This is a genomic window from Ahrensia kielensis DSM 5890 (assembly GCF_000374465.1).
In the GTDB taxonomy this organism is placed as follows: domain Bacteria; phylum Pseudomonadota; class Alphaproteobacteria; order Rhizobiales; family Rhizobiaceae; genus Ahrensia; species Ahrensia kielensis.
In genome coordinates this window covers 1119559-1144964 of the sequence record NZ_KB894528.1, presented here as the reverse complement: position 1 = coordinate 1144964, position 25406 = coordinate 1119559, and the positions used below count along the sequence as shown (strand labels likewise).

23 protein-coding genes are annotated in these 25406 nt (G+C 48.3%); 6 read left to right on the top strand and 17 right to left on the bottom strand.

Annotated elements, in window-relative coordinates:
• Nucleotides 1-24 precede the first annotated feature (24 nt).
• The 9 genes from C504_RS17280 to C504_RS0105700 all read right to left on the bottom strand — a co-directional run bounded on the left by C504_RS17280 (nt 25) and on the right by C504_RS0105700 (nt 8817).
• Nucleotides 25-1206, bottom strand: a complete 1182-nt coding sequence (locus C504_RS17280; protein ID WP_018688360.1) for an MFS transporter — start codon at nt 1204-1206, stop codon at nt 25-27.
• A 44-nt stretch (nt 1207-1250) separates the two neighbouring features.
• A complete protein-coding gene (locus tag C504_RS0105735; protein WP_018688359.1) occupies nt 1251-3284 on the bottom strand; it encodes an ASKHA domain-containing protein in 2034 nt (677 codons plus the stop codon).
• Nucleotides 3285-3483: 199 nt separating this feature from the next.
• Complete coding sequence (locus tag C504_RS0105730) at nt 3484-4554, bottom strand: methyltetrahydrofolate cobalamin methyltransferase (RefSeq protein ID WP_018688358.1); 1071 nt, start codon at nt 4552-4554, stop codon at nt 3484-3486.
• Nucleotides 4555-4605: 51 nt separating this feature from the next.
• Entirely contained in the window at nt 4606-5697 is a 1092-nt protein-coding gene (locus C504_RS0105725; RefSeq protein ID WP_018688357.1) for a methylenetetrahydrofolate reductase, read from the bottom strand.
• Nucleotides 5694-6263 carry a methylenetetrahydrofolate reductase C-terminal domain-containing protein gene (locus C504_RS0105720; protein WP_018688356.1) on the bottom strand — a complete coding sequence of 190 codons (570 nt, stop codon included), beginning with the start codon at nt 6261-6263 and terminating at the stop codon, nt 5694-5696. Before C504_RS0105720 ends, C504_RS0105725 begins: the two co-directional genes overlap by 4 nt.
• A gap of 6 nt (nt 6264-6269) precedes the next feature.
• Nucleotides 6270-6572: a virulence factor gene (locus C504_RS0105715; RefSeq protein WP_018688355.1), complete on the bottom strand. Its 303-nt coding sequence runs from the start codon at nt 6570-6572 to the stop codon at nt 6270-6272.
• Between the two features lie 100 nt (nt 6573-6672).
• The gene (locus C504_RS17275) at nt 6673-7437 is read right to left on the bottom strand and encodes a formyl transferase (RefSeq protein WP_169385084.1); all 765 of its coding nucleotides are present in this window, start codon (nt 7435-7437) and stop codon (nt 6673-6675) included.
• A complete protein-coding gene (locus tag C504_RS0105705) occupies nt 7434-8069 on the bottom strand; it encodes an exopolysaccharide biosynthesis protein (protein WP_156815855.1) in 636 nt (211 codons plus the stop codon). The genes C504_RS17275 and C504_RS0105705 overlap by 4 nt, the downstream gene beginning before the upstream one ends.
• Nucleotides 8070-8172: 103 nt before the next feature.
• A complete protein-coding gene (locus tag C504_RS0105700; protein WP_018688352.1) occupies nt 8173-8817 on the bottom strand; it encodes a DUF1638 domain-containing protein in 645 nt (214 codons plus the stop codon).
• 98 nt (nt 8818-8915) lie between these two features.
• On the opposite strand from C504_RS0105700, the gene C504_RS0105695 reads away from it, so the two are divergent.
• The gene (locus tag C504_RS0105695; RefSeq protein ID WP_018688351.1) at nt 8916-10007 is read left to right on the top strand and encodes a glycosyltransferase; all 1092 of its coding nucleotides are present in this window, start codon (nt 8916-8918) and stop codon (nt 10005-10007) included.
• A 69-nt stretch (nt 10008-10076) separates the two neighbouring features.
• Here the strand turns inward: C504_RS0105695 and C504_RS0105690 are convergent, their stop codons facing one another.
• Nucleotides 10077-10775: a corrinoid protein gene (locus tag C504_RS0105690; RefSeq protein WP_018688350.1), complete on the bottom strand. Its 699-nt coding sequence runs from the start codon at nt 10773-10775 to the stop codon at nt 10077-10079.
• A gap of 292 nt (nt 10776-11067) precedes the next feature.
• Between C504_RS0105690 and C504_RS0105685 the strand changes: the two genes are divergently transcribed.
• On the top strand, nt 11068-12678 hold the full coding sequence (locus C504_RS0105685; protein WP_018688349.1) for a trimethylamine methyltransferase family protein: 1611 nt from the start codon (nt 11068-11070) through the stop codon (nt 12676-12678).
• Between the two features lie 157 nt (nt 12679-12835).
• On the opposite strand, the gene C504_RS0105680 is transcribed toward C504_RS0105685, so the two are convergent.
• Complete coding sequence (locus C504_RS0105680) at nt 12836-13210, bottom strand: rhodanese-like domain-containing protein (protein ID WP_018688348.1); 375 nt, start codon at nt 13208-13210, stop codon at nt 12836-12838.
• Between the two features lie 77 nt (nt 13211-13287).
• Nucleotides 13288-13797, bottom strand: coding sequence for a hypothetical protein (locus tag C504_RS0105675; RefSeq protein WP_018688347.1), 510 nt, complete (start codon nt 13795-13797; stop codon nt 13288-13290).
• A gap of 145 nt (nt 13798-13942) precedes the next feature.
• Here C504_RS0105675 and C504_RS0105670 point away from each other — a divergent pair, with 145 nt between their 5' ends.
• On the top strand, nt 13943-15052 hold the full coding sequence (locus C504_RS0105670; protein WP_018688346.1) for an S-(hydroxymethyl)glutathione dehydrogenase/class III alcohol dehydrogenase: 1110 nt from the start codon (nt 13943-13945) through the stop codon (nt 15050-15052).
• Between the two features lie 70 nt (nt 15053-15122).
• On the opposite strand, the gene C504_RS18280 is transcribed toward C504_RS0105670, so the two are convergent.
• Entirely contained in the window at nt 15123-15827 is a 705-nt protein-coding gene (locus tag C504_RS18280) for a PRC-barrel domain-containing protein (RefSeq protein ID WP_018688345.1), read from the bottom strand.
• Nucleotides 15828-15994: 167 nt separating this feature from the next.
• Here C504_RS18280 and fghA point away from each other — a divergent pair, with 167 nt between their 5' ends.
• A complete protein-coding gene (gene fghA / locus C504_RS0105660) occupies nt 15995-16828 on the top strand; it encodes an S-formylglutathione hydrolase (protein WP_026317257.1) in 834 nt (277 codons plus the stop codon).
• 3 nt (nt 16829-16831) lie between these two features.
• Here the strand turns inward: fghA and bmt are convergent, their stop codons facing one another.
• The 4 genes from bmt to C504_RS17265 all read right to left on the bottom strand — a co-directional run bounded on the left by bmt (nt 16832) and on the right by C504_RS17265 (nt 20687).
• Entirely contained in the window at nt 16832-17854 is a 1023-nt protein-coding gene (gene bmt, locus C504_RS0105655; RefSeq protein ID WP_018688343.1) for a betaine--homocysteine S-methyltransferase, read from the bottom strand.
• Nucleotides 17855-17943: 89 nt separating this feature from the next.
• On the bottom strand, nt 17944-18609 hold the full coding sequence (locus C504_RS0105650) for a class I SAM-dependent methyltransferase (protein WP_026317256.1): 666 nt from the start codon (nt 18607-18609) through the stop codon (nt 17944-17946).
• Nucleotides 18610-18618: 9 nt separating this feature from the next.
• The gene (locus tag C504_RS0105645; protein WP_018688341.1) at nt 18619-19848 is read right to left on the bottom strand and encodes a BtaA family protein; all 1230 of its coding nucleotides are present in this window, start codon (nt 19846-19848) and stop codon (nt 18619-18621) included.
• 17 nt (nt 19849-19865) lie between these two features.
• Nucleotides 19866-20687, bottom strand: coding sequence for a UDP-2,3-diacylglucosamine diphosphatase (locus C504_RS17265; RefSeq protein ID WP_018688340.1), 822 nt, complete (start codon nt 20685-20687; stop codon nt 19866-19868).
• Nucleotides 20688-20926: 239 nt separating this feature from the next.
• On the opposite strand from C504_RS17265, the gene C504_RS0105635 reads away from it, so the two are divergent.
• Complete coding sequence (locus C504_RS0105635; RefSeq protein WP_018688339.1) at nt 20927-22609, top strand: NADH-ubiquinone oxidoreductase-F iron-sulfur binding region domain-containing protein; 1683 nt, start codon at nt 20927-20929, stop codon at nt 22607-22609.
• The gene (gene fdhF / locus C504_RS0105630; protein ID WP_018688338.1) at nt 22609-25398 is read left to right on the top strand and encodes a formate dehydrogenase subunit alpha; all 2790 of its coding nucleotides are present in this window, start codon (nt 22609-22611) and stop codon (nt 25396-25398) included. Before C504_RS0105635 ends, fdhF begins: the two co-directional genes overlap by 1 nt.
• The last annotated feature ends 8 nt before the right edge of the window (nt 25399-25406 follow it).

Below are 25406 nucleotides of genomic sequence, written 5' to 3'. Positions count from 1 at the left end.
GGCTCTAAGGTCAAGACAGCTTGCTTAAGCAGGACGATACCAATTTCTGAGGTAACCACAAAGCATGTGAACACAAATTGCGATGACGTAAGTTACGCAAGCAATGACGAGCATACCGCTTTGGCTGAATGTGCCGATGGTGACCGCAAGTACAGGCGTGCCAATCAAATTACCAAAATTACCCGTTTGGACAAGAAGTCCATTAGCTTTTGAACGGTCTTCAATTGTGTTGTTAAGCTGAGGAACGGCGGCAAAAGTTGCACCTTGGACAAGGCCAAGGCCAATATATAACGCAATCCCCATCCAGGCGTTGATACCAGAAAAAATCATAGTCAAGGAGACGACAAAGGCGAGGGCAAACCCCACCATAACGACTTTGACAGCGCTCATAATCCGCAGCAAATATGTGCCGAGCGTAAGAGACGCGATGATGCTGGTTACTGGCATGGCACCGATCACCAATAGTCTTTGATCTTCTGCAACAAATTGCGGGAGTAGCGTTATCATTGAAACAAAGGTCAGTGTGTAAAATACCCAGCCAAGTGCAGGCGCAGCAATAAAGGGTGACTTGTATGCCTGAACATGTGCGAGCCAGAAATTGGTATCTGGCGCGGGTGTTTGCGCGGTTGATAAATTTGTGCGCGGGTTGGGCATGCAAAGAACCAATAAGATGCCGATCAAAGCCATGTAGATGCCGTGGTAAAGGAATAGTTGGTCAAAGCTGCCGTTTTTCAACACCGCAGGTGAGATCACTGACATGAGAGCAAATGCGACACCGAAATATGTGCCCCAAAGTGTCATTGCATAGGTTCTGATCTTGTCGGTGGCGTAGCTGGCGATAAGGGTTGGCGCTGCAACCGCAATGGCAAGGTGCGAAATGCCCTCGATCGCACGCAATGTGATCATGCCCCAGAAAGGCAAAAGCAGAACCTGTGCAAAAGATGTCAGTGCACCGAGAAACAGGCCGCCAATCAGTAATTTCCGATTGCCATATTTGGCACCCATGACGCCGGCATAAAGACCGAAGATAACGCCTAAGAGGCTTATGGTCGATAAAAGAAAACCAGAGCGTGCATCGCTTTGACCATAATAGGCGCTAAGCTCACCAAAGATTATCGTGATTTTTGCAAATTGCGCGGCAGCGCCAAGGCCCGCGAGCCAGATTGCAAGAATCAAGAAGATCGGATTGACGCGCTGAAATAACATAAAGCAGCTATTAGCCTATTTGGTCGTGCAGGAAAGGCTGAATCTTATGTGCGCGCTCTGCGTCCACCGGATCTGCGTGGCCGTGTTTGTCCATCACTATCATCAGCGTTTTGTTTTTTTGCCGGCAGGGTAACAACCTTTCCAAGCTTTTCGAAAAGGTCGACTTTGTTGGGCAGCGCCATAGCATTGATGAAATGCTCTTGGAACTTAGGCTCCAATGCGGTTTCTACTTTTTCGATTTCACGCACTGTCTTTTCGATTTCGCGGCGGTAATCGCGGTTGATAAGCGCCATGCGCGCGCCTGTGCCAGCCGCATTGCCGACGGCTTTTACATTTTCGATTTCACAATCAGGGATAAGGCCCAGAACCATTGCGTATTTAGGGTCAATGAAAGAGCCAAACGCACCAGCGAATCGAATTTGATCAATCTGCGTTATGTTCTGCTTGTCCATAAGAAGTTTGATGCCTGCATAAAGCGCAGCTTTTGCCAGCTGGATTGCGCGGACATCATTTTGTGAAATAATGATTTTCTGAGCGCCGTCATGTAGCAAATATGAATATGTGCGTCCGGTTTCCTGCACACGGCTGGAACGCTCGGTCAGAACGCCGTTGATCACGCCATCTTCTGAAATGATGCCTGCCAAAAACATTTCGGCAACAACTTCGATGATGCCAGAACCGCAAATGCCGGTGATGCCAGTCTTTTCGACGCTTTCTGCAAAGCCTTCTTCATCAGACCAAAGCTCTGATCCAATAATGCGGAATTTAGGCTCTAATGTTAGCGGATCAATGCGCACACGTTCGATAGCGCCGGGCGCTGCGCGTTGGCCGCCAGATATTTCAGCGCCTTCAAAGGCTGGGCCAGTGGGGGAGGAGGCAGCAACCGTTTGTTGCTTGTTGCCAAGTACAATCTCTGCGTTCGTGCCAACATCCACCATAAGCATAATGTCGTCAGAACGGTGCGGGCCTTCGGCCAAAGTTGCAGCAGCTGCATCGGCGCCAACATGTCCGGCAATGCACGGGATCATATAGACGCGGGCGCCTTCATTGGCTTCAAGATCAAGCTCTTTGGCCGATGTGTGAACTGCACCGGAAACGGCAAGCGCAAAGGGTGCACCGCCTAGTTCTGTCGGGTCAATGCCTAAGAAAAGATGGTGCATGACAGGGTTGCCAACAAACACCATATCGAGAATGTCTTGGCGTTCTATCTCGGCAGTTTCGCAGACTTCGCCGATCAGCTCATTCAGCGTTTTTCGCACCGCGTCCGTCATCGCGCCGCGCCCTTCAGGGTTCATCATCACATATGAGACACGGCTCATAAGGTCTTCACCAAAGCGAATTTGCGGGTTTGATGCACCCGCTGATGCGATAACGGCACCAGAAAGCAATGATACAAGATGGAGCGCGATTGTGGTTGAGCCAATATCGCAGGCAATGCCATAGGCTTCGTTTTGAAGTTCTGGCCATAGCGCAATCAGTGTGGGCTGTGCTGTGTCTGAATCTCGATGTATCGCGGCTGTTGCTGTCCAATTTCCTTTGCGAAGGATCTTTTGGACTTGCGGCAAAATATGTTGCGCGACTTCAATATCTGTCCAGCCCCAATCATTTTCGAGCGAGACTTTTAGGCGATCAAGATCGCCAAGCGGCTTGTGCATGTCTGGTTCTTCAACTTCAACATAGCAAAGCTGAACGGCTGGTTTTCGCTCAAAGACCTTGTTATCAGCAGCCTTACGTATGACCTGCGCATTGACTTGAACATCAAGCGGAATGTCAACGACAAGATCCCCTTCAATCGTTGATGAGCAGGAGAGGCGGCGTCCTTCTTTTAGGTCGCGTTTTTCTGCATAGCGCAGTTCTTTTGCACCAAGCTCAGAAATGTTTTCTGCTTTTGATTCAATGCCATGCTTTGAAAAGTGACCAGTTTGAATTTCGACTTGGCAGCGGCCGCAAATGCCGCGACCACCACATACCGACTCCACATAAACGCCAAGATCGCGCGCTGCTTCGAGCACGTTTGTGCCCTTGGCGAAGCGCCCACGTCTGCCAGATGGTGTAAAAACGACGAGGTGATCGGTCAAAGTATGCCCCCTACTGAAACTGCTATATTATATATCGCAACAGAAACCAAAATAGTCGCGCCGACATAAACACCGATAAAAACAATTAATGAAGTGGGGGATCAACGCAACGTAGTCAGATAGCTTTTTTACCTGATCAGGGGCTGGCGATTGAAACGGAATATTCATTTGTCTGGCATTTCTAGGGTGCTTGAGTAAATCACCCCCGCGAGCGGCGGCCCTCACGGCGACCACGTGCGCCTGCAATTGCAGCATCGGGGTCTTTGTTAAAGTTGATCCATGCAGCGCCGCCATCATCTTGATTGAGCAAGAAATTCGCAGCACGAATAGCTTCCATTTCTTTGCCGGGGCGCGGTTTTGTTGAACCCATGCCAAACATTTTTACAAATGTTTCGTCGTCCATTTCTGGCAATATGATGCCGGCTGCTTCAACAAGCGCGCGTTTTTCTGCAATCTTCTTAGGGCCGACTGGAAGTGCAACAGGATTCATAATCGCTGATGTCATGCCAGCAGCGTAAGCCATAGGTAGGAACGCATTATTGATACCATGGCGGTTTGGCAGGCCAAATGAAATGTTGGATGCACCACAAGTTGTGTTGACGCCAAGCTCTTCACGCAAACGGCGCACGAGCGTGAACACTTGGTGTCCTGCTGTCGCCATAGCGCCGATTGGCATAACAAGCGGGTCCACCACAATGTCATGCGCGGGAATGCCAAAGTCTGCAGCGCGCTCAACAATTTTCTTTGCTACGGCAAAGCGCACTTCGGGATCTTCTGATATTCCAGTGTCATCATTTGAAATTGCGACAACCGGCACATCGTATTTTTTCACCAGAGGCAAAACCAGTTCCAAGCGTTCTTCTTCGCCTGTCACAGAGTTTAGCAATGGGCGACCTTTTGCTGTTTTTAGTCCGTTTTCCAGTGCGCCCGGGACAGATGAATCAATGCACAACGGACAGTCTGTTACCGCCTGAACATGTTCAATCAATTGCTGCATTAAAATAGGTTCAACAAAATTGTTGTCGGCATAACGTGGATCGGCAGCCATCTTGCCGGAAAATACAGCGCCGGAATTGATGTCGAGAATAGTTGCGCCAGCAGCGACCTGCGCAATTGCGTCTGCTTCCACGCGGCTGAAATCACCATCTTCAAGTTCTTGATTCAGGATTTTTCGGCCGGTCGGATTAATCCGTTCGCCGATAACGCAGAACGGCTGGTCAAAGCCAATGATTGTTTCTTTGGTAGCAGATGCAACGATTGTGCGTGTCATGGGAGTCTCCTGAAGATATAAAGAATTGTTTATATCGTTATATGAATTTGATCAAGTGTTGCTGGCGGCATTTTCAGCCATCTCAGCTGGTATTTGTTTTTGTTCGTCGACGAGTTCTTCCATGCGTTCGGCAACAAGTGCTGCGTCAGATACGGCTTCGCGTTTCCAAGGTTGGCGGCCTTTTAAAACGCCAGAATCATGTACAATTTCGGCGACGAATTCTTCTTGCCGATACGCCATAACATGAATGCCTGAAACGCCCTCGATTTCTTTAATCTCTTGCATGATTTCAATGCAGAGGCGTTTGCCTTCAGCTTTTTGCTTTTCAGCCCCTTCAAGACGCGTGATGATATGGTCAGGGATGTGAACACCGGGCACATTCGAGCGCATCCAGCGTGCTGTCTTAGCTGACGCCAGCGGTCCAACACCTGCCATGATGTAACACTTTTCATTTAATCCCATATCCACGACGCGCTTCATATATTCGCGAAACATTGGCACATCATAGCAATATTGGCTTTGCACAAATTGCGCGCCGGCCTCGATTTTCTTTTTAAGGCGTAGCGGCCTAAAATCATGGGGCGGGGCGAAAGGGTTGATCGCCGCTCCTAGAAAAACATTTGGCGGATAGGTGATTTTGCGGCCCGATAAAAAACGCTCTTCATCGCGCATTGTGCGTGCTGTTTCTAAAAGCGACATACAGTCCAGATCGAATACTGGTTTTGCACCTGGTTGATCGCCTGCCTGAACTCCGTCGCCTGTTAGGCACAAAATGTTTTGAACGCCCATTGCAGAAGCGCCAAGGATGTCGCCTTGAATGGCGATACGGTTTTTGTCACGGCAAGCAATCTGCAATATGGGTGCATAGCCCATGCGGGTTAAAAGCGCACAAATGGCAACAGACGACATATGGCAGTTTGCGCCGGATGCATCGACCGCATTGATGCCGTCTACCCAACCTTCGAAGATTGCTGCGCGCTCATAGACTTCATTAGGATCTGCGCTGTCTGGTGGGTTTAATTCGGAGGTGATTGCAAATTCGCCGCGGCGCAATACGCGTTCAAGGCGTCCGCGCGAGGAGTGGCCCGGCAATGGATCAAGCGGCGCACCAGCATCGAGTGGGTTGATATCTGAAATGCTCATGATTTAACGCTTTCTTTTGCCTGCGCTGCCTCTGCGGTGACGCGAAGCCAAGATGAAGTCTCGCGCAAAGATTGGTTCACAGGTTTTTGAACATCCATTATTTTTTCTTGGCCATGTGCCATTTTGCTGGCGCCATTCCACGCTTGCACCCATACACAAGGCATGTCTGGTTCAACTTCGCAGTTGCCATTTGCGCGCACACCGCCGCATGGGCCATTGCGCAATTGTTTGGGGCAATTCATAGGGCAGGACATGCCGGTGGAGGACAAAGCGCACTGACCGCACATGCGGCAATTAAACAGCAGGCCTTTTACATGTCTTTCGACAAATGTGACTGGTTTTTCTGCACGGTGATAGCCGACAGCTTTCCAAAGTGGATGCAGGAACAGAAAGAGATTGGCAAATTTTTCATAGAACCATTCGAAGAACCGCGCATTGCGCACGACCCAGAGCCGAATGGTGAAACGGCGCTGCTTGCGTCTGTCAGGGCTGACATTGGCGGGCTGAAAATCGGACTTAGCATTTGTCCGGCGTAGTTTTGAAGTCCACGTTTCCAGTCTCGCCATACTGTCTCAGCTTTCTTTGCCGTCGCCTTTGACCAATGCCACAAGACGAGCCTTATCATACGTTGCCTCAATCTCGGCGGCAGCAGCTTCTGCTTCCGCTTCCAGATCATCGCCAACAGGAACGGGGTCTGATTTTCGCCATTCAGCTAGATAAGCATCGGAATCTTTGGCGCCAACGCGCATTGCGCACATGTCAATCGCTTCGGTAAAACGAAGCGACAGTTCGCGCTTTGCGACATTGCGACGTCCTGCTTTTACAATTACTTGCGCAGGAATATCACGCCAATATACGATGGTCTTGTCGGCCAAAATCAGTACCTCCAATTGAAATTTGAATGAATGTGTTGCTGTCAGCTTGTTGCATGACGACGAGGGAAGATCAAAAAGCGACAGAGCCTATTTAGACTGCTCACCAGATATTTTTAGTAATTCCATTCCAAAAGTATCCATAGACCGTTGGATGGTAGTGTTGTTTTGATATTCCTTGGGCCATCATGGGCTCCACATTGCCTTCAAGGGCAGATTTAACCGCCGCAATACATATATCGGCGCATTGTGCCGATATCGTGTGGTGATAGGTCAGGAAATTATCGTTCGGATGTGGTTTACAACTTTTCTGAGCAATGACATTGCCAGTATCAATACCGGCATCAATGAAATGGACTGTGCCACCGAATCGATCCGGTTTACCTTCGATCAGCGACCAATAACCAGGATTAAGGCCGCGATAATCCGGTGTTAGCCCGCCGTGAAAATTGAGTAGCGGTATGTCAATTGATGCGATGGTTGCTTTTGAAAATATACGCGTGCCGATGACTAATGTTGTCGCAATCTGATTATCCCTCAGATGTCCGGCAAGGCTTCCATCATTGACGGAGCCAATATGGATTGTTTGAAGGTCGCTCGGCATTGTTTGAGACGTGTTATAGTCATCTGCAATTTGCTGATAACGCTTTTGTGCCCATGTTTTGCCAAGCTTGGATATGAGTTGCATGGGCAGTTGCGCCAGTGTTTGAAACCAGCCAATTTTACGTGCACGTCTTTTAAGAAATGTGGATTTTGATTCGCTGCTTTCTACGATCAATAATGCATCAGGGAACTGCTGCTTGAGCAGATTGATTAAAATAGCGGGGGCTGAGCCGCCCGCAGTTACGATTGCCAGTCTTTTACTCACCCGCCGATTATCCATGTTACGCCGAAATGGATAGCCATAACCATGCCGATAAGGATAGCGATTGAGGCAGCGCCCAATGCGACACCAATAAACAACAGACGGCCATCACGCTCAGAAAGAGCTGCTCCACAAATGGCGCATGCAAATGCGGGGAACCAGTTACCAAGCGGTACAGGTAAAATAACAGCAACACCTAAAATTAATGCCCAAATGCCGATAATTTTTTCGGCGCTTTTTACATCTGGAAATGGCCACGCGCGTGGTTTTACGTAGCTTTCAAGCTTTTCCAATGCCGGAATGATCTTGGTTGTTAGCTTTTCGAATGCCTTTTTACTCAAGGATTGTTTGAGAAAAAACTCTGGTAGCCAAACGGTGTTACGCCCCAGCACCATCTGCATGGCGACAATAACAATGGGTATGCCCAACACAATTGTGGAGCCTGGCGGGAAAGGCAGCATATTAATGAGGCAGGTGATAATGAGAAATGCTGCAAATGATCTGCCCGCAAGCGCCTCACGAATGCAGCGAATGGTAACTTTTGAGTCGCCCTCACGGGCCGCGAGTCCGCGCAAAACAGCTGATAGCGGACGTGGATGATACTCATCGCTTGCCGGTTCTACTAGCATAGTCATCGTCTCATCCGTCTGCTGTAACATCAAATTGCTCGCACTACATCGCCATTAGGCGCAATTACCTGTCGCCTTTATGACTACACGCAATTTACAACTAAATTATTTACGAAATGCCGTTATCCGGAATTTGGGTATTGGCAATTGCCGGTGCAAGGTCTCCATAGCCGGTAAACTTGCGGATATAATTTAAACCCAAAATTGCGGCTATTTCTTGTGCTCTTCTGTCCAATTCAGTGTCATTTGTTTGGGCTAAATAAAGCGCCGTCGTGTAATTGCCGAAATACATTTCTAACAGCTCTGGATGTTTGAGTATTCCAAGCGGTTTAAGCAAAAAGTTCTCATAGTGACGGGCTAAAAAATCAGTGATGAAGAAGGTCGTTGTGTAATCGTCGCTTGTTTTGTCAAAAGACTGATTGCCGATATAAAATGAAAAGCAGTGCGGCCCTTCTATGCGCTCTACGCCGTGTTTTTGGCAGATTTTATCGAGCTGCCCGCCTGTACCGCAATCTGCGTAGCCAATAAATATATTGTCGTAACCTTCGCTGCGTGCCTTAACGATTGCTTCGTCAATCGCTGGCGCAATCAATTGTGGCTTATGATGGTAATCAGCAGGCAAGCAAGTGAGCGAGACGTGCCCAAATCCATTCATTTCGCAAACATCTAGAATTTCACGCGCGATCATGCCGCAGGCAATCACACGGGTTTTTGCCTTTTCATAAATGTTTTCTAATGGATTTTTGTTGGGCATTCATTCACCTTTATACATGTAATAACTCTTTGATGGGTGTTTTGGCCAGTGTGTATACGTCGTAGTATTGTCGCATTGGCTCATAGTTAGGGGACGACATGCAAGCTCCGGAACTTACGATTGTTCTTCCGGCATTTAATGAGTCGAAGAATATTGAGCCACTTGTTGGCAAAATCGCTGATGCAATGGGCAAAATTGCCCATGAAGTGATCGTCGTTGACGATAATAGTCCTGACGACACAGCGGGTGTGACGCGCAGATTGGCTGCCAAGCATCCGCATGTTCGCTGTATTCGGCGCGTCGGGCGGCGCGGTCTATCGGGTGCCTGTATTGAAGGCATGATGGCGGCTAACGCGCCAATTGTGGTTATTATGGATGCAGACATGCAGCATGATGAAACTCGTTTGCCAACCATGCTGGATGAAATCAAAAATGGTGCGGATCTCGTTATCGGTTCGCGCTATGTTGATGGCGGCGATCATAAGGCTGGCTTTAATCAAAAGACACGCGCAAAAGGTAGCGAGATTGCGACGACAATGGCTAATTATATTACCGGCCATTATACATCCGATCCGATGAGCGGGTTCTTTATGTTAACGCGCCAGACGGCAGATAAAGCTGCTGAAACCGTTTCAAAAGACGGCTTTAAAATCCTTTTTGATATTGTCAGCCGTTATGGCGATACGCTTAAAATCAAAGAGGTGCCGTTTCAGTTTCGCGAGCGCGTCGAAGGCGAAAGCAAACTTGGCTTTCTCGTCACAATCCAATTTTTGGGCCTTTTGGTGTCGCGTTTTACTGGCGGCCTAATACCTATGCGCTTCATGCTTTATGGGCTTGTGGGTTTTACCGGATTGTTTGTCCATATGGCGACATTGTTCGCGTTACATTATGGCGCCAATGTTGATTTTGCCGCGGCGCAATTTGCTGGCGCATTTGCTGCGATGACATCAAACTTTATTCTCAACAATAGCGTAACCTATGCGCACCGAAAATTGAAAGGTAACCGCTTTTGGATTGGCCTTTTGACATTCTATGCGGTGTGTAGTGTTGGTGCATTGGCAAATGTTTCCATTGCGCAAAGCCTTTTTGAACTTAATCAATCGACATTGTTTGCAGGATTTGCCGGAGCGCTTATGAATGCAGTCTTTAATTATGCTGTCACGAAACTTGTGACATGGCGCGATACGTGACGCCAAAGTAATTTGGTTTAAAAAAAAGGGCTGCTTTTGCTGCCCTTTTATTTTTGATTTATGAAGCTACTAAGCTAATTCTTGGTTGTGCTTTCGCTTCATGAATTCTTTTGCTGTTTCCACAGCAACAGCTGCGTCGCGGCAATAAGCATCGGCACCAATTGCTTTGCCGAAGTCTTCATTGAGCGGCGCGCCGCCCACAAGCACGATAAAGTCATCGCGCATGCCTTTTTCTTTCATCGTATCAATAACGACCTTCATATAAGGCATTGTGGTCGTAAGAAGGGCTGACATGCCTAAAATGTCTGGCTGCTCTCTTTCCAACGCTTCGAGATATTCCTCAACGGGCGTATTGATGCCCAAGTCGATAACATCAAAGCCAGCGCCTTCCATCATCATGCCGACGAGGTTTTTGCCGATGTCATGAATGTCGCCTTTAACAGTGCCGACAACCATTTTCCCAAGTTTTGGCGCGCCTGTTTCAATCAACAGAGGCCGCAAAATGAACATTCCAGCTTTCATAGCGTTTGCAGAAAGCAAAACTTCCGGCACAAACAAAATGCCATCACGGAAATCTTCACCAACGATACGCATGCCCTCAACAAGAGCTTTGGTTAGAACCTCATAAGGCTCCCATCCTCGCCCAAGAAGAATATTTGTGCCCTCGGTAATCTCTTCTTTGAGACCATCATAAAGGTCGTCATGCATTTGCTGCACGAGTTCGTCGTCTGACAATTCACTTAGGATGATTTCTTCTTCGTCGGACATAGTAAACTCCTCGGCTATGCGCGATAATAACGTAAGTCTAGCGTGGTTTTTCTTAACAAGTTGAATCTGGTGCGACGTTACTTAATACGAAAACGACACGATAGGCTTAACGTTTAAACATAAGGGTATCCTTATGTCATTATGTCTGATCGATCAAGAGGTTCTTATACGTCATGTGAATTATAATGTGTCGTCTTAAAGCTAGACGAAGGCGCGTATTGAAGGGCCAAGAATCATTGTTGGCTGAATATGAGATTAAGACTATGTAGTCTCGCATTGTGGGGATAGGCAAATGAGCGATTCTGAAAATTTTGATGATATTATTCCAACACCGGAAGGTGGCGGGGAGGAAGTTCATGTGCCTGCACGTGCGCGCTCGCGCAAAGCAGGCCGAGGCGCAGCTGGACGAAGAGCCGCACGTACTGGCGGCGGCCCGGGCGAGAGCCATACATATATAAAGCGCAAAATTCCTGTTTATGAGGTTTTGAACGAAGAGGCTTTGGCGCTCATCGAAGCGAATGCTGATAAAATTCTTGAAGAAATTGGCATTGAGTTTCGAGAAGACGAAGAAGCATTGCGAATGTGGCGTGAGGCTGGTGCAATGGTTGAAGGCGAGCGCGTTCGTTTTCCCAAAGGGCTTTGCCGCGAATTGCTTAAAACAGCGCCGTCAATTTTCACGCAGCATGCCCGTAATCCGGAACGATCTGTTCAAATTGGCGGCGATGCGACTGTGTTTGCGCCTGTTTATGGTCCGCCATTTGTGCGCGATCTTGAGGGTGAACGTCGGTATGCGACGATTGAAGATTTCCGCAATTTTGTAAAATTGGCTTATATGGCACCTGCCATGCACCATTCGGGCGGCACTGTTTGTGAGCCTGTTGATGTGCCGGTCAATAAGCGTCACCTCGACATGGTTTATAGCCATATCAAATATTCAGATAAACCATTCATGGGATCGGTCACTGCGCCAGAACGCGCTGAAGACACGATTTCGATGGCGAAAATTGTGTTTGGCGAGGAGTTTGTTGATAATAATTGCGTTGTCATCAATCTAATTAACGCCAATTCTCCGATGACATTTGATGGCACGATGCTTGGTGCGGCAAAGGTTTATGCCCGTGCGGGACAGGGTTGTATCATTTCGCCGTTCATTCTTGCAGGCGCCATGAGCCCCGTCACCGTTGCGGGAACTTTGACGCAGGTCTTGGCTGAAGTATTGGCTGGCGCTGCCTTCACGCAGCTTTGCCGTCCAGGTGCGCCGGTCTTATTTGGTACATTTGCAGCCTCAATTTCTATGCAATCGGGTGCGCCAACATTTGGTACACCTGAACCTTCTTTGGTGTCTTATGGAGCTGCGCAATTGGCGCGTCGCTTGGGCTTGCCGTTCAGAACAGGCGGATCTCTTTGCGGATCAAAAGTGCCGGACGCACAAGCAGCGCATGAAAGTGCGAATACAATCAATATGACGCTGCTTGCTGGCACGAACTTTGCACTTCACTCGGCTGGATGGTTAGAGGGCGGTCTTGTTTCTTCCTATGAGAAATTCATGATCGACGTTGACCAGCTTGGTATGATGCAGGCAATGAGCCAAGGGGTTGATATTTCAGAAAACGGACAGGCCTTGGATGCAATTGCAGAGGTTGGTCCGGGTTCCCACTATCTTGGATGCGCGCATACGCAAGCAAACTTCCAGACAGCATTTTACCGCTCTACAGTCGCTGACAATAATTCTTATGAGCAATGGCTTGCAGAGGGCGAAAGCCGTGTTGAAAGCCGTGCGAACAAGCTTTGTCGCCAATGGCTTGACCAGTATGAAGCACCGGCCCTTGATGAGGAAATTGACACAAAACTCTTGGCCTTCATCGAAGATAAAAAGAATTCGATGCCGGACGCATTCACCTGAACACAGCCCGTTCACGCCAGGGAGACAGGCAGTGTGCGCCAGATGGCCCGCCTTATCCATGGTGAAGTGTGGCGTGTAGAGAGTGAGTAATATAATAAAGGCGGCGCGCTATAATCAGCGCGCCACCTTTTAAATGACCGTTATTGGCTAGAGCGAATTAGTCTTCCATATCGCCGCCGGCTTCTTTCCAGTCGCCAATGCCGCCAATATTTGTGACGTTCTGATAGCCCATATCTTTAAGTGTTTTGCCTGCAAGAGCGGCTTGACCACCAGCGCCGCATACAAGGTAAAGATCAGCGTCTTTTTGCAATACTGGATTGTGGAATTGCATCTCGCTATCGGCCGCAAATTCCATAAAACCGCGGGCAATGCGATGCGCACCCTTTATAGTGCCGCTTTTAGCAATGTCACCAGAATCACGCACATCAATAAATGTGCCGCCGCCAGACTTGTATTTCGCAATTGCTTCTTCCGCTGAAATGCGCGGAACGCTGGCGTTGGCTTCTTCGAGATAATTTTTTGCAGATTTCATGGTCTTACTCCTGTTGATGGTTCGATCAATAGGTAAGAAGCATACGCTAAAAAAACGAGGTGGTTCGCGCTTTTATTTTAAGTATCTGCGGGTTTTTCTGTGAGCCAGAACTTATATGCGTTGGCGTGTGTGCAATGGGCCAATTTCTCGCGTTTGTTGCGAAAATCAAGACTTAAACTTTCTAATTGCTGTTTTCGTGCGACGGGTAATTTTCCTAACTCATCGGGTAGTGACGTATAAAATTTACGCGCAACATTGGCACGAAGATCGGAAATTTCACCTTGTTTTTCATTGGCTTTCAAGCCGAATTGATTAACTATTTCATAGTCAGTCGCAATGTTTAAAGTGAAAAACTTAAGGTGCTCTGGCGGAAGTTCCGTTTGATATATTTGCGCTGCACATATGGCCACGCCCTTAGCAAGGACATCTTCTATGCCTGCCTTATCGCTTTTATAAGCTTTGGCATTATGCATAATATAAGCACGGATTTGCTGGTGTGATGAAGTGATACGATCATACTCGCTATAGGCTGCGCCACCGATGACGGCAAGCAGCGCCATACCTGCAATGAGAATGCGTGGTTTCATCAATATTCCTTCCGAATAGATAGTATCCCACCAAAACTGTAAAAAATGATAAACAGCACGAAAATTCCTTTTAACGTGCCTATGGCTGGCTTGCATCACACAGCCATGCGCGGCAAGGTTTGCAAAATTATTAACGGAGAATGTTATGAAAACACGTGCCGCTGTAGCCTTTGAAGCAGGTAAACCGCTTGAAGTTGTCGAGGTTGATTTGGACGGCCCAAAATCTGGTGAAGTTCTGGTTGAAATGAAGGCAACGGGTATTTGTCATACGGATGAATTTACTTTGTCGGGCGCAGATCCTGAGGGCGCATTTCCAGCAATTTTGGGCCATGAAGGCGCTGGTATTGTTGTTGAAGTTGGTCCGGATGTGAAAGATTTAAAAGTCGGCGATCATGTGATCCCGCTTTACACGCCTGAATGCCGTGAGTGCGAATATTGCCTCAATCCGAAAACCAATCTTTGCCAGAAAATCCGCACGACACAGGGCCAAGGCGTGATGCCGGATGGCACAAGTCGCTTCTCTTACAAAAGCAAGCCGATACTTCACTATATGGGATGTTCTACATTTTCGAACTATTCCGTTTTGCCTGAAATTTCACTGGCTAAAGTGCGTTCCGATGCGCCTTTCGACAAGATTTGTTATATTGGTTGCGGTGTTACAACCGGCCTTGGCGCCGTTATGTTTACGGCCAAGGTAGAGCCAAATTCAACGGCTGTTGTTTTTGGTCTCGGCGGTATCGGACTTAACGTTGTTCAAGGATTGCGGATGGTTGGTGCGCGCCAGATCATTGGCGTTGATATGAACCCTGATAAAGAGGCGATGGCACGCCAATTCGGCATGACTGATTTTGTTAATCCAAACGACATTAAGGGTGATTTGACCGGACATTTGGTTGAGCTTACTGGCGGCGGTGCGGATTACTCGTTTGAGTGTATTGGCAATACAAATGTTATGCGCACAGCGCTGGAGTGTTGCCATAAAGGGTGGGGCGAAAGCATCATTATTGGCGTGGCACCAGCTGGGGCGGAAATTGCTACGCGTCCATTCCAACTCGTGACCGGTCGTTCATGGCGCGGTTCAGCATTTGGCGGTGCAAGAGGGCGTACCGATGTGCCGAAAATCGTTGATATGTATATGGAAGGCCGCATCGATATTGATAGCTTGATCACGCATACGATGCCTTTGGACGATATCAATAAAGGCTTCGATTTGATGCATTCAGGTGAGAGCATTCGCTCTGTTGTTCTCTACTAGGTTTTAAACGAACACATGAAAAAGCCGCCTCCAATGGAGGCGGCTTTCTATTTAGACCAGTAAAACGTGCTTACTGCGCTGGGGCTTCTTCTTTAGGTGCTTCCATTGTTTCAGGAGCAACTGGAGTTTCAGCCACTGGCTCTGCCGTTGTCATTGCTTCTTCTTCCGAAGCCTGCTGCTCTTTTGTCGTAAATTCTGGCGCAGCTTCCAATTCTTCCTTCGTGCTGTTGAGCACTAGAAGTGTATCGCCTGAATCTGGATCGGTTTCAAAAGTGATTGCATCAAAATTGATCGCAACGCTTTTCTCACCGATGCCGAGGAAGCCGCCAACACCGACGATAATACCGGCTAGGTCACCTTCTGTAGACACGATAATCTGTTCAACATCGCCAAGTGATTCACCTGCCGTGTTTTTGATATCAGAACCGATCAGATCGTCAGACGTCATCTGATTAGCAGCTTCATATACGAAGAACTTCTCCGTGCTGGTTGCCGCCATATCTGTCGTTGGCGCAGCATCCATATCCGTTGCTGGCATAGCTTCTTCTGACTCCATAGCAGGTTCAGTCATTGTGTCTGTTCCGGCCTCTGCTTCAGGCGCTTTGTCCATTGTTGCTGCATCATCCGCAGGTGCTGCATCGCTTGGTGCTTCCATCTGCTCTTGTGTGGTTTCTGGCTGCGCTGTATCCTGTGCAAGTGCCACGGGTGTAGCGAACGCCATTGCGCTAAATGCTACTGTTGCGAGTGCTGTAGAAAGGTTCAATTGCTTTTTCATTTTTCTCTCCAATCTTGCCGTTGAGGCTGTTATGTTGCAACAACGACAAGAGCTGGGTTCGGTTCCTCTTGTTGTTTGAAATTTTTTCGATTTTCATATTAAGATATTGAAATATATTGCTATTTTAGATTGTGACCATTGTGTGTCTGAAAGGTTTGGAGTTGGTTTTGAAGCTTGTTGAGCAAAAAAAGACTTTTGATGGGGCGCTAGAAGTGTTCGATCACGAGAGTGAATCTTGTCAGTGCACGATGCGGTTTGCCGTATATACGCCGCCACAAGCTAAGACCGCTAAAGTGCCGGTCCTATGGTATCTATCGGGACTGACCTGCAATTGGTCCAATGTGATGGAAAAAAGCGGCATTATGCGACTGGCCGCTGAATTTGGTTTTATGGTTATCGCGCCAGATACATCGCCGCGCGGTGAGCAGGTTGCCAATGATGATGCTTATGATTTGGGGCAGGGCGCAGGGTTTTATATCAATGCGACCGAAGCGCCGTGGGCAAAACACTTCCAGATGGAAACATATATTATGGAAGAACTGCCTGCATTGATTGCTAAGGAGTTCTTAAATGCTGATATGGATAAGCAAGGCATTATGGGCCATTCAATGGGCGGGCATGGTGCGTTAAGCTTGCATCTCAAATATCCGGGGCGCTTTAAATCTGTTTCCGCCTTTTCGCCAATCGTTGCGCCATCGCAAGTGCCGTGGGGCGAGAAAGCTTTTTCTACATATATTGGCGATGATCGTGCGGCTTGGAAAGCGCATGATACGTGCGCGTTGATGTCATCATCAAGCGATGTGCCGATTTTGATTGATCAAGGAACGGCAGATAATTTTCTTGATGAGCAGTTACGGACACATTTGTTTGCTGAGGCTTGTGAGGCCGTTGGGCAAAAAGCTGAAATCAATATGCGTGAAGGGTATGATCACTCATATTACTTTATCGCGACATTTCTGCCCAACCATTTTGATTGGCATGCAAAAGCGTTGAACGCTTAAGTTTTACTTGCGGCGACGTCCACCGCTGCGACGCTCTCTTTGCGGGCCTTCACCGGCAGCTGCCGCTTTGGTGTTACGCATCGGGCCAATTTGGTCACAAATAAATTCAACCGTTGGGCGTTCGGCTTTCACATGATTGTCGAGCGCGACACGCATCGCACGTAAATGATCGCATGATGTGCCGCAACAACCGCCGATAATGGCTGCACCGCCGTCGATGGCCAGCTCAACATATCTTGCCATCAGGTCAGGGGTGCCGGAATAAACGATTTTATCGTCTTGAAATTCTGGAATGCCGCAATTGCCCTTGATGACGATTTTCGCATCGGGTGCAGCGTCTTTCATATCGAGCAGCGAAGACAAGATATCGGAAGCACCAACACCGCAATTTGCGCCGTAAGCTGTTGGCGCTTGTGGTGATTTTTCAAAAATCTTACCCATTTCAGCCGGATGTATGCCCATCATGGTTTTGCCTGCCGTATCAAAAGATGCGGTGCAAACAAATTCCATGTCTTCTGCGGCAGCGGCCTCTGATGCTGCTTGCATTTCGCCGCTGGCAGACATTGTTTCGATCCAGATAACATCCACACCGCCAGCCTTTAGGCCTTTGATTTGTTCGCGGAATGACTCCACTGCAAATTCATAGGTCAGGGCGCCAAGTGGGACGAGCAGTTCACCTGTTGGGCCGACAGAACCGGCAACGATTATTTTGCGATCTGCTTTATCTGCAACGCTACGCGCAATTTCAGCGGCTTTTTTATTGAGTTCGAAAACACGATCTTCGGCTTTGTGAAGCTTTAAGCGTTGGCGCGTTCCACCAAACGAGTTGGTCAGAAAGATATCAGCACCGGCATCAACAAAGTCCTGATGCAGTTTGACAATTTTTTCTGGTGCGCTTTCGTTCCAAAGTTCTGGCGCTTCTCCTGATTCCAGTCCCATCGCAAATAGGTTTGTACCCGTTGCGCCATCGGCAAGAAGAACGCCTTTTTCAGCGATGAAATCAGCAAGAGGTGTTGCGGTTGTCATTAGATGCTCCAAGTTTCAGAATGTTATATAAAGAAATAAGGAAATCTTTATGTGTTTGCAACGCTTGATTCTTGTCGCGTTCATTCAATCTAGGATATGGATGGTTTTTTGATGACCGTGAACTGTGCATAGCCACGATAGAGAGTGCCGAATTCAGCGGTGCCATTGATAGTTCTGGCAACTCTACGCGTTACCGTTTCAAGGTCCTGCCGTGGTTGAACATGAAATTTACGCAACCAGCCATAGAGTGCATTTTTAAACCAATTCGGCAGCTTTGCTTGATTGCCAAAATCAACAATCCAAAGTTCGCCGCCTGGTTTTAACTGATGCGCGGCATGTTCAATCGTGGCTTCCCAGTCAGGTATCATCGACACCGCATAAGAGAGCAATATTCTATCGAATTCTGGAATGCCAAAGAGTGTTGCTCCGTCAAAATTGGTGGCATCACCCTTGGCAAGTCGGAGCTTATTGTGAAGGCCAGTCCTTTGCAGATTGGCCTTTGCGGATTTGAGCATTTCTTCAGAAATATCCAAGCCATAGAGTTTTGCTGTTGGATAAAGCTTTGCGCCTAAACACAAATTTCGCCCCGTACCGCAAGCAATTTCGAGCATGGTGCCGTTTTGGGGCACAGCTAAGCGTTGCAAAATTTGATCGCGCCCAAGCAGGTAAAACTTGCGTGTCGCGTCATAAAAATAGCGCTGCTTACCGTAAATGGTATCCATCAAGGATGCGTGACTGTGATCTGCGTTGCTCAAAATCTTACTCTATTTTCGGGTGTAAATATGAAAGCCGCCATAAATCGCAGAGCGGTCTTCCAGATTGAGCGCTTGTGAGCGTTGTTGATCATAATGCCAGTTGCCGAGTATTTGGGTATCCACACGCCCTTGAAGAATGTCATCGGTGCCAGCAGTGCGGTAGATTACGCGCGCACCACTTTGAGCTGTGCGATCAATTTGTTTCCACATTGCGTTGAGCTGCTGATCGGTCATCCAGTCTTGTGCGTCGAGTAGGATGTAGCAATTTTTAGTCTCGGCGGGCATTTCCTCCAACAGATCGGTGAGGTTACGATTGTGGATTTCGGCCTTGTGAACATTGTTGCGCACAGTTTCATAGTGTTCTTTTTGTAGGTATAGGGGCAGCGGTCCTGTGCCATCTTGTTTGTAAGAGCGGTTAAACGCCTGCCAAGCAAAGTAGTTTTCATGCAATGGAAAATCACACATGAGTTTGCGTGTACGCTCAATGAGCACTGCATGAATGTCGCCATCTGCGGCTCCGGCGAGGGCCTCATATTGCTGCGGCGGAATGCCGAGACCAAAAAGAGATGCACGGTTAGACGTGATGAATTTGATGAGTTTTGCATTAAGGGCAGGGCGCATTTTTGCGTCGAAAAATGCTTTTTGCTCTGCCTGTGTTTTGCAGGCCAAAAACGCTTTGTAATCCACGCCCAATAATCGTGACATGAAATGTGCAATGCCGATGAACTTACCAAGTGCGCCGTAACGGTAAAAACCATCTTCAAACATATCGATCCGGCGCGCGCGTAAGCCTTTGCGTCCATTCCAATAGTCTAGCGATTGTTGATCTAAATAGGGAGCAATGTAATGGTCAAATAATGCAGCATTGCCTTTGACATTCGCTTTGCCAAAAAACTGATAAAAAGCATCATAATCAGGTAAGTGAAGTGCAGCGGTATATTTCAAGCGGTTGAGCGCGATGTGAGCCGGAGACAAATCAACCGCTGTTATGGATGCTGGCTGGGCGGTCAGATAGCTCATTATATTACAGCCACCAGAAGCAATCGTAACAACATGATCGGTGTGCTGAATGTTCAGCGCCTTCATATCTTGCTCTGGGTCTTCCCATATTTGCGGATAGACCAAGCCCGTGAATGTTTTGGCAAACATACGCTCTAAAATACCATCTATGCTGAGGGCTTTATTGCGTTGTACGGCTGCACCAAGCTGAGTGCGTACAGTGTTTTGAATTGCTGACATTGTGTGATTTCTGCCCTTTAAGCGGCGGATTGTTTGCCATTCGTATTGGTTGATTGTGGAGCGCTGGCGGCCAATAATTTAAGGTTTCTAAGGCGCATCTCTTCGGCCCAATCGACGAGATGAAACTTGCCACTTTCATCTTCTAAAATTGCAGTGCAACTCTCCACCCAGTCGCCTGTGTTTACATAACGAATGCCGTTTAAATCATGCAGTGCTGCATGGTGAATATGGCCGCAGATAACACCGTCAACGCGCGTTTTTTTCGCTTCTGTTGCGAGCGCTTCTTCAAAGTCGCCAATAAAATTGACTGCTTGTTTAACCTTGAGTTTTGCCCATTTAGATAAGGACCAATATTGGCCACCCCAAAGGCGGCGCACACGATTGAACCACCCGTTGAACCAGAGCAAAAAGTCATAGGCCCAGTCACCAGCATGGGCGAGCCATTTTGCGCCCATGACAACCATATCAAACTGGTCGCCGTGAATGACGAGATATCTCATGCCGTCTGCGGATTTGTGAATGTCGCGGTCGCGTACTTCAATGCCGCCAAAATGGGTGCCAAGGAACCCGCGCAGCATTTCATCATGATTGCCCGGAATATAAATTATTTCAGTGCCCTTACGCGCTTTGCGCAGTAGCTTCTGAACAACATCATTATGCGTTTGAGGCCAATAAAAAGCCTTCTTCATTCGCCAGCCGTCAAAAATGTCACCAACGAGATAAATCTTGTCGGCATCATTATGGCGCAGAAAGTCCAAAAGCATTTCGGCTTGGCAGCCGCGAGTGCCCAAATGAACATCGGAAATGAAAATCGTTTTGTGGTGCTTGGTTTCAATCATAGCAGAACCGTTTCAATTTCAGTCCGCTAGACCAGATTCATATGTCAGCTATATGAACATGCTGTGGTTCAAAATCTGAGATATTTGAATTGTATGTTTTGCAATGGGTGGTCGTGGGCTACAAAATCCAGTAATCATCTGGACTATAGATAAACACGACGCATTAACGACGCTTTAGGAAAAGCCTATTGCTCTTTGTCGAATTAAGTTGTGATAATGATGATATTGGATGATTTTAGATGAATGATTTGACGCCCATGCGCAAAGGCCGAAAAAGCAGCCTTACTAAAGGACGTCAGCTTGAAGACACAGCGCTGGACGAAATAAGGCTTGCTTTGGCAGGCGCATCGGTTGCTCGCGATTTGCTAATCGAAAATCTTCATAAAATTCAAGACATGTTCGGCTGCATAGAAGCGCGTCATATTCGTGCTCTGGCAGAGGAAATGCGCATCGGCCAGGCTGAAATATATGAAGTTGCATCCTTCTACGATAATTTTGATGTTATTCGGGAAAATGACGAAAAGCCTGCGCCGCTTACCATTCGCGTGTGCGATTCATTGTCCTGTATGATGAATGGTGCGGAAGATCTGCTCGCCAATTTAAGCGCAAATGCGAACCCAAATCATGTGCGTGTTTTACGGGCCCCTTGTATGGGGCGCTGTGCTGGCGCACCTGCAGCGCGCATTGGTGACCGCGAAGTAGACAATGCTTCGACGGAAAAGCTTCTTAAAATGAGTGAGCTTGGCGAGTTTGATGTTGCTGTGCCTGACTATATCAATCTTCATGCCTATCAGGAGAGCGGTGGCTATCAGGTGCTTGACCGTGTGCGTGCCAACGAGCTGACTGTTGACATGTTGATTGAAACGCTAAGCGGTGCAGGTTTGCGCGGTCTTGGTGGAGCAGGGTTCCCAGCGGGAAAAAAATGGGGTTTTGTAAAAGGCTACCCCGGTCCGCGCCTGATGACCATCAATGGTGATGAAGGCGAACCTGGTACATTTAAAGATCGGTACTATCTCGAAAGTGATCCGCATCGCATGTTCGAAGGTGCAATTGTTGCAGCCCATGCGGTCGAAGCGACACGTATCTATCTTTATATGCGGGATGAATATCCTGCTGTTTTGGAAATTTTACGTACTGAAATCGCAGCGCTTGAAGAAGCCGAAATCATAGATAAAGGCTTTATCGAATTACGGCGCGGCGCTGGCGCATATATTTGCGGCGAAGAAAGCGCGATGATCGAGTCGATTGAAGGCAAGCGCGGATTGCCACGGCATCGCCCGCCTTACATCGCAGAGGTAGGTTTGTTTGGCCGTCCGACGCTTAATCACAATGTTGAAACATTGTGGTGGATACGTGACATCGTGGAAAATGGGCCTCAATGGTTTGAAGATCAGGGCAAACCTGACCATCCAGGTATTCGGTCATGGTCTGTGTCGGGCCGTGTTAAAGAGCCAGGTGTCAAACAAGCGCCTGCTGGTGTTACCGTGCGCGAACTGATTGATGAATATTGCGGCGGTATGGCCGATGGACACAAATTCAAAGCCTATCTTCCGGGCGGTGCATCGGGCGGTATTTTACCAGCATCCATGGATGATATTCCGCTAGATTTCGGCGATAGTCTTTTCCAGCATGGTGCCTTTGTGGGATCGCACGCTGTCGTAATCTTATCGGATCAGGATAATATCAAAGATGCGGTCATCAATTTGATCGATTTTTTTGCGCATGAAAGTTGCGGCCAATGTACGCCGTGCCGAAGCGGTACTGAAAAACTATCCAAGCTTTTGCGCAAAGAAGGCAAGCTGGATGAGGAAACCATCCGCGATATTGAACAAGTTATGCGCGATGCGTCGATCTGCGGCCTGGGGCAGGCGGCACCCAATCCGGTCAATCATTTGCTGACCCATTTTAGGGAGGATTTGTGATGAGCAAGCAAGTCAGTTTTACTCTTAATGGCAAGTCGGCAATCGCCGAAGATGGCGAAACCATTTGGCAGGTTGCAAAGCGCGAAGGCGTGGACATTCCTCACTTATGTTATCTTGATAAGCCCGGTTACCGCTCGGATGGTAACTGCCGTGCTTGCATGGTGGATATTGAGGGCGAGCGTAATCTTGCTGCGTCATGTATCCGTAAACCGTTAGAAGGCATGAAGGTAAATACGGCGACAGAGCGTGCAGAAAAAAGCCGTAAAATGGTATTTGAAATGCTCGCCGCTGATATGCCTGCGCGCGATAGCGGCCCTGATGATAAATCCGTCTTTTGGGCATGGGCGGAAAGCTTTGGCATTGACGGTTCGGACCGTCTGCCGAACAAATTTGCCGATGCCCCGCGCGAAGTGCATGACATATCAAATCCGGCCATTGCTGTGAATATGGATGCATGTATTGCTTGCGGTCTATGCGTGCGTGCGTGCCGCGAAGTGCAGGTTAATGATGTGATCGGCATGGCGCAGCGCGGCTCTCACTCAGTGCCCGTTTTTGATATTCATGATCCGATGGGGCTTTCTACCTGTGTGACATGCGGCGAGTGTGTTCAGGCTTGTCCAACCGGAGCGCTTTATGAAAAAACGCTTATGGATGAGGCGGGAAAAACACGCAAAATCAAAGAGTTTGATAAATCTGTCAATTCCGTTTGCCCGTTTTGCGGTGTTGGTTGCCAGACAACGATTAATGTCAAAGACAATAAGATTGTACAGGTTGATGGCCGCGACGGACCGGCCAATGAAAATCGGCTCTGCGTTAAAGGTCGCTTTGGCTATGACTATGCGATGAGCAATGAGCGTCTAACCAAGCCATTAATCCGCCGTGATGATGCGCCCAAGCGCGGCGATATCGATATGCGCTTTATGAAAATCGAAGACGTTTTTCGCGAAGCGACATGGGAAGAAGCGATGGCTAAGTCCGCTGAAGGGCTGATGGCGATTGAAAAAGAATATGGCGGCGATGCGCTCAGCGGTTTTGGTTCAGCCAAGGGTTCGAACGAAGAAGCTTATCTGTTCCAGAAATTGGTGCGCCAAGGTTTTGGCACCAATAATGTCGATCATTGTACGCGGCTTTGCCATGCTTCGTCGGTTGCAGCGCTTCTGGAAGGCGTTGGCTCCGGTGCTGTGTCCGCGCCATTTACAGATGCAATGGTGTCTGACTGCGTGATTATTATTGGCGCACGCCCAGCCACCAACCATCCGGTTGCTGCGACCTATTTCAAGCAAGCGGCAAAAAAGGGCACCAAGATCGTTGTCATGGACCCGCGCAAGCAGGACATGATGAAATTTGCAGAGCATGCTCTGCAGTTCAAGCCGGGCACAGATGTCGCGATGCTGAATGCTTTGCTGCATGTGATCGTTGATGAAGAGCTTTATGACGAGCAATATATTCAAGCCAATGTAACGGGCTTTGCGGCGCTTAAAGAAAAGGTCAAAGACTTTGCGCCCGAAGACATGGCCGAAGTTTGCGGCATTCCGGCAGAGACTTTGCGCGAAGTGGCGCGTCTTTATGCAACGTCCGAGCGGTCCATCATTTTTTGGGGCATGGGCATTTCGCAGCATACGCATGGCACGGATAATTCTCGCTGCCTGATTGCGATGGCTTTGATTACGGGGCAGATCGGGCGTGAAGGCACAGGTCTGCATCCATTGCGCGGCCAAAACAATGTGCAAGGGGCCTCAGATGCGGGCCTTATTCCGATGTTTTTGCCTGACTATAAAAGCGTAGAGAACGCCGATATTCGTAGCCAGTTTGAAAATGTTTGGGGCGCAACTATTGATCCGAAACGCGGTCTTACCGTTGTTGAAATCATGGATGCTATCCATGAAGATAAGATCCACGGCATGTATATTATGGGCGAAAACCCAGCAATGTCAGACCCAGATCAGCTTCATGCGCGTGCTGCACTCGCCAAACTGAAACATCTTGTTGTTCAAGATATTTTTCTGACTGAAACGGCATGGCATGCTGATGTGGTTCTTCCTGCTTCTGTGCATTCAGAAAAGCTTGGTACATTTACCAATACGAACCGCCAGATACAGATCGGACGTCCAGCGCTTGATCCGCCCGGAGAAGCGCGACAGGACTTGGACATTATCATTGATCTTGCCAACCGGATGGGCCTTGGCTGGACTTATGGTGACGTTAGTGATGTCTACAATGAAATGATGCTTGTTATGCCATCATTGAACAATATTCCTTGGTCGCGCCTTATTAAAGAAGATGCTGTTACCTATCCTGCGAAAAGCGAAAATGAACCGGGAAGTGCCGTGATTTTTGAAGACGGTTTTCCAACGGCTGATGGCAGCGGTAAGCTGGTGCCTGCGGATTTGCGTGCACCGGATGAAGTGCCGGACGAAGAATTTCCGATGGTGCTGACAACGGGCCGTTTGCTTGAACATTGGCACACGGGGGCAATGACACGCCGTTCAGACGTTCTTGATCACATTGAACCGGAAGGCATTGCCGCCATGAACCCGTATGAGATTGCGCGTCAGGGCTTGGTTGTGGGTGAAATGGTCAGTGTTGAAACGCGCCGTGGCGCGATTTCGGCCGTGTTGCGCGCCGACCGCGAAGTGGCGGATGGTATGATTTTTATTCCGTTCTGCTTTAATGAAAGCCCAGCGAATGTGCTTACAAATCCGCAACTTGATCCATTTGGCAAAATTCCTGAGTTCAAGTTCTGTGCGGCGAAAATTGGACGATATGAAGAGGTGCAGGCAGCAGAATAAACTGCTGC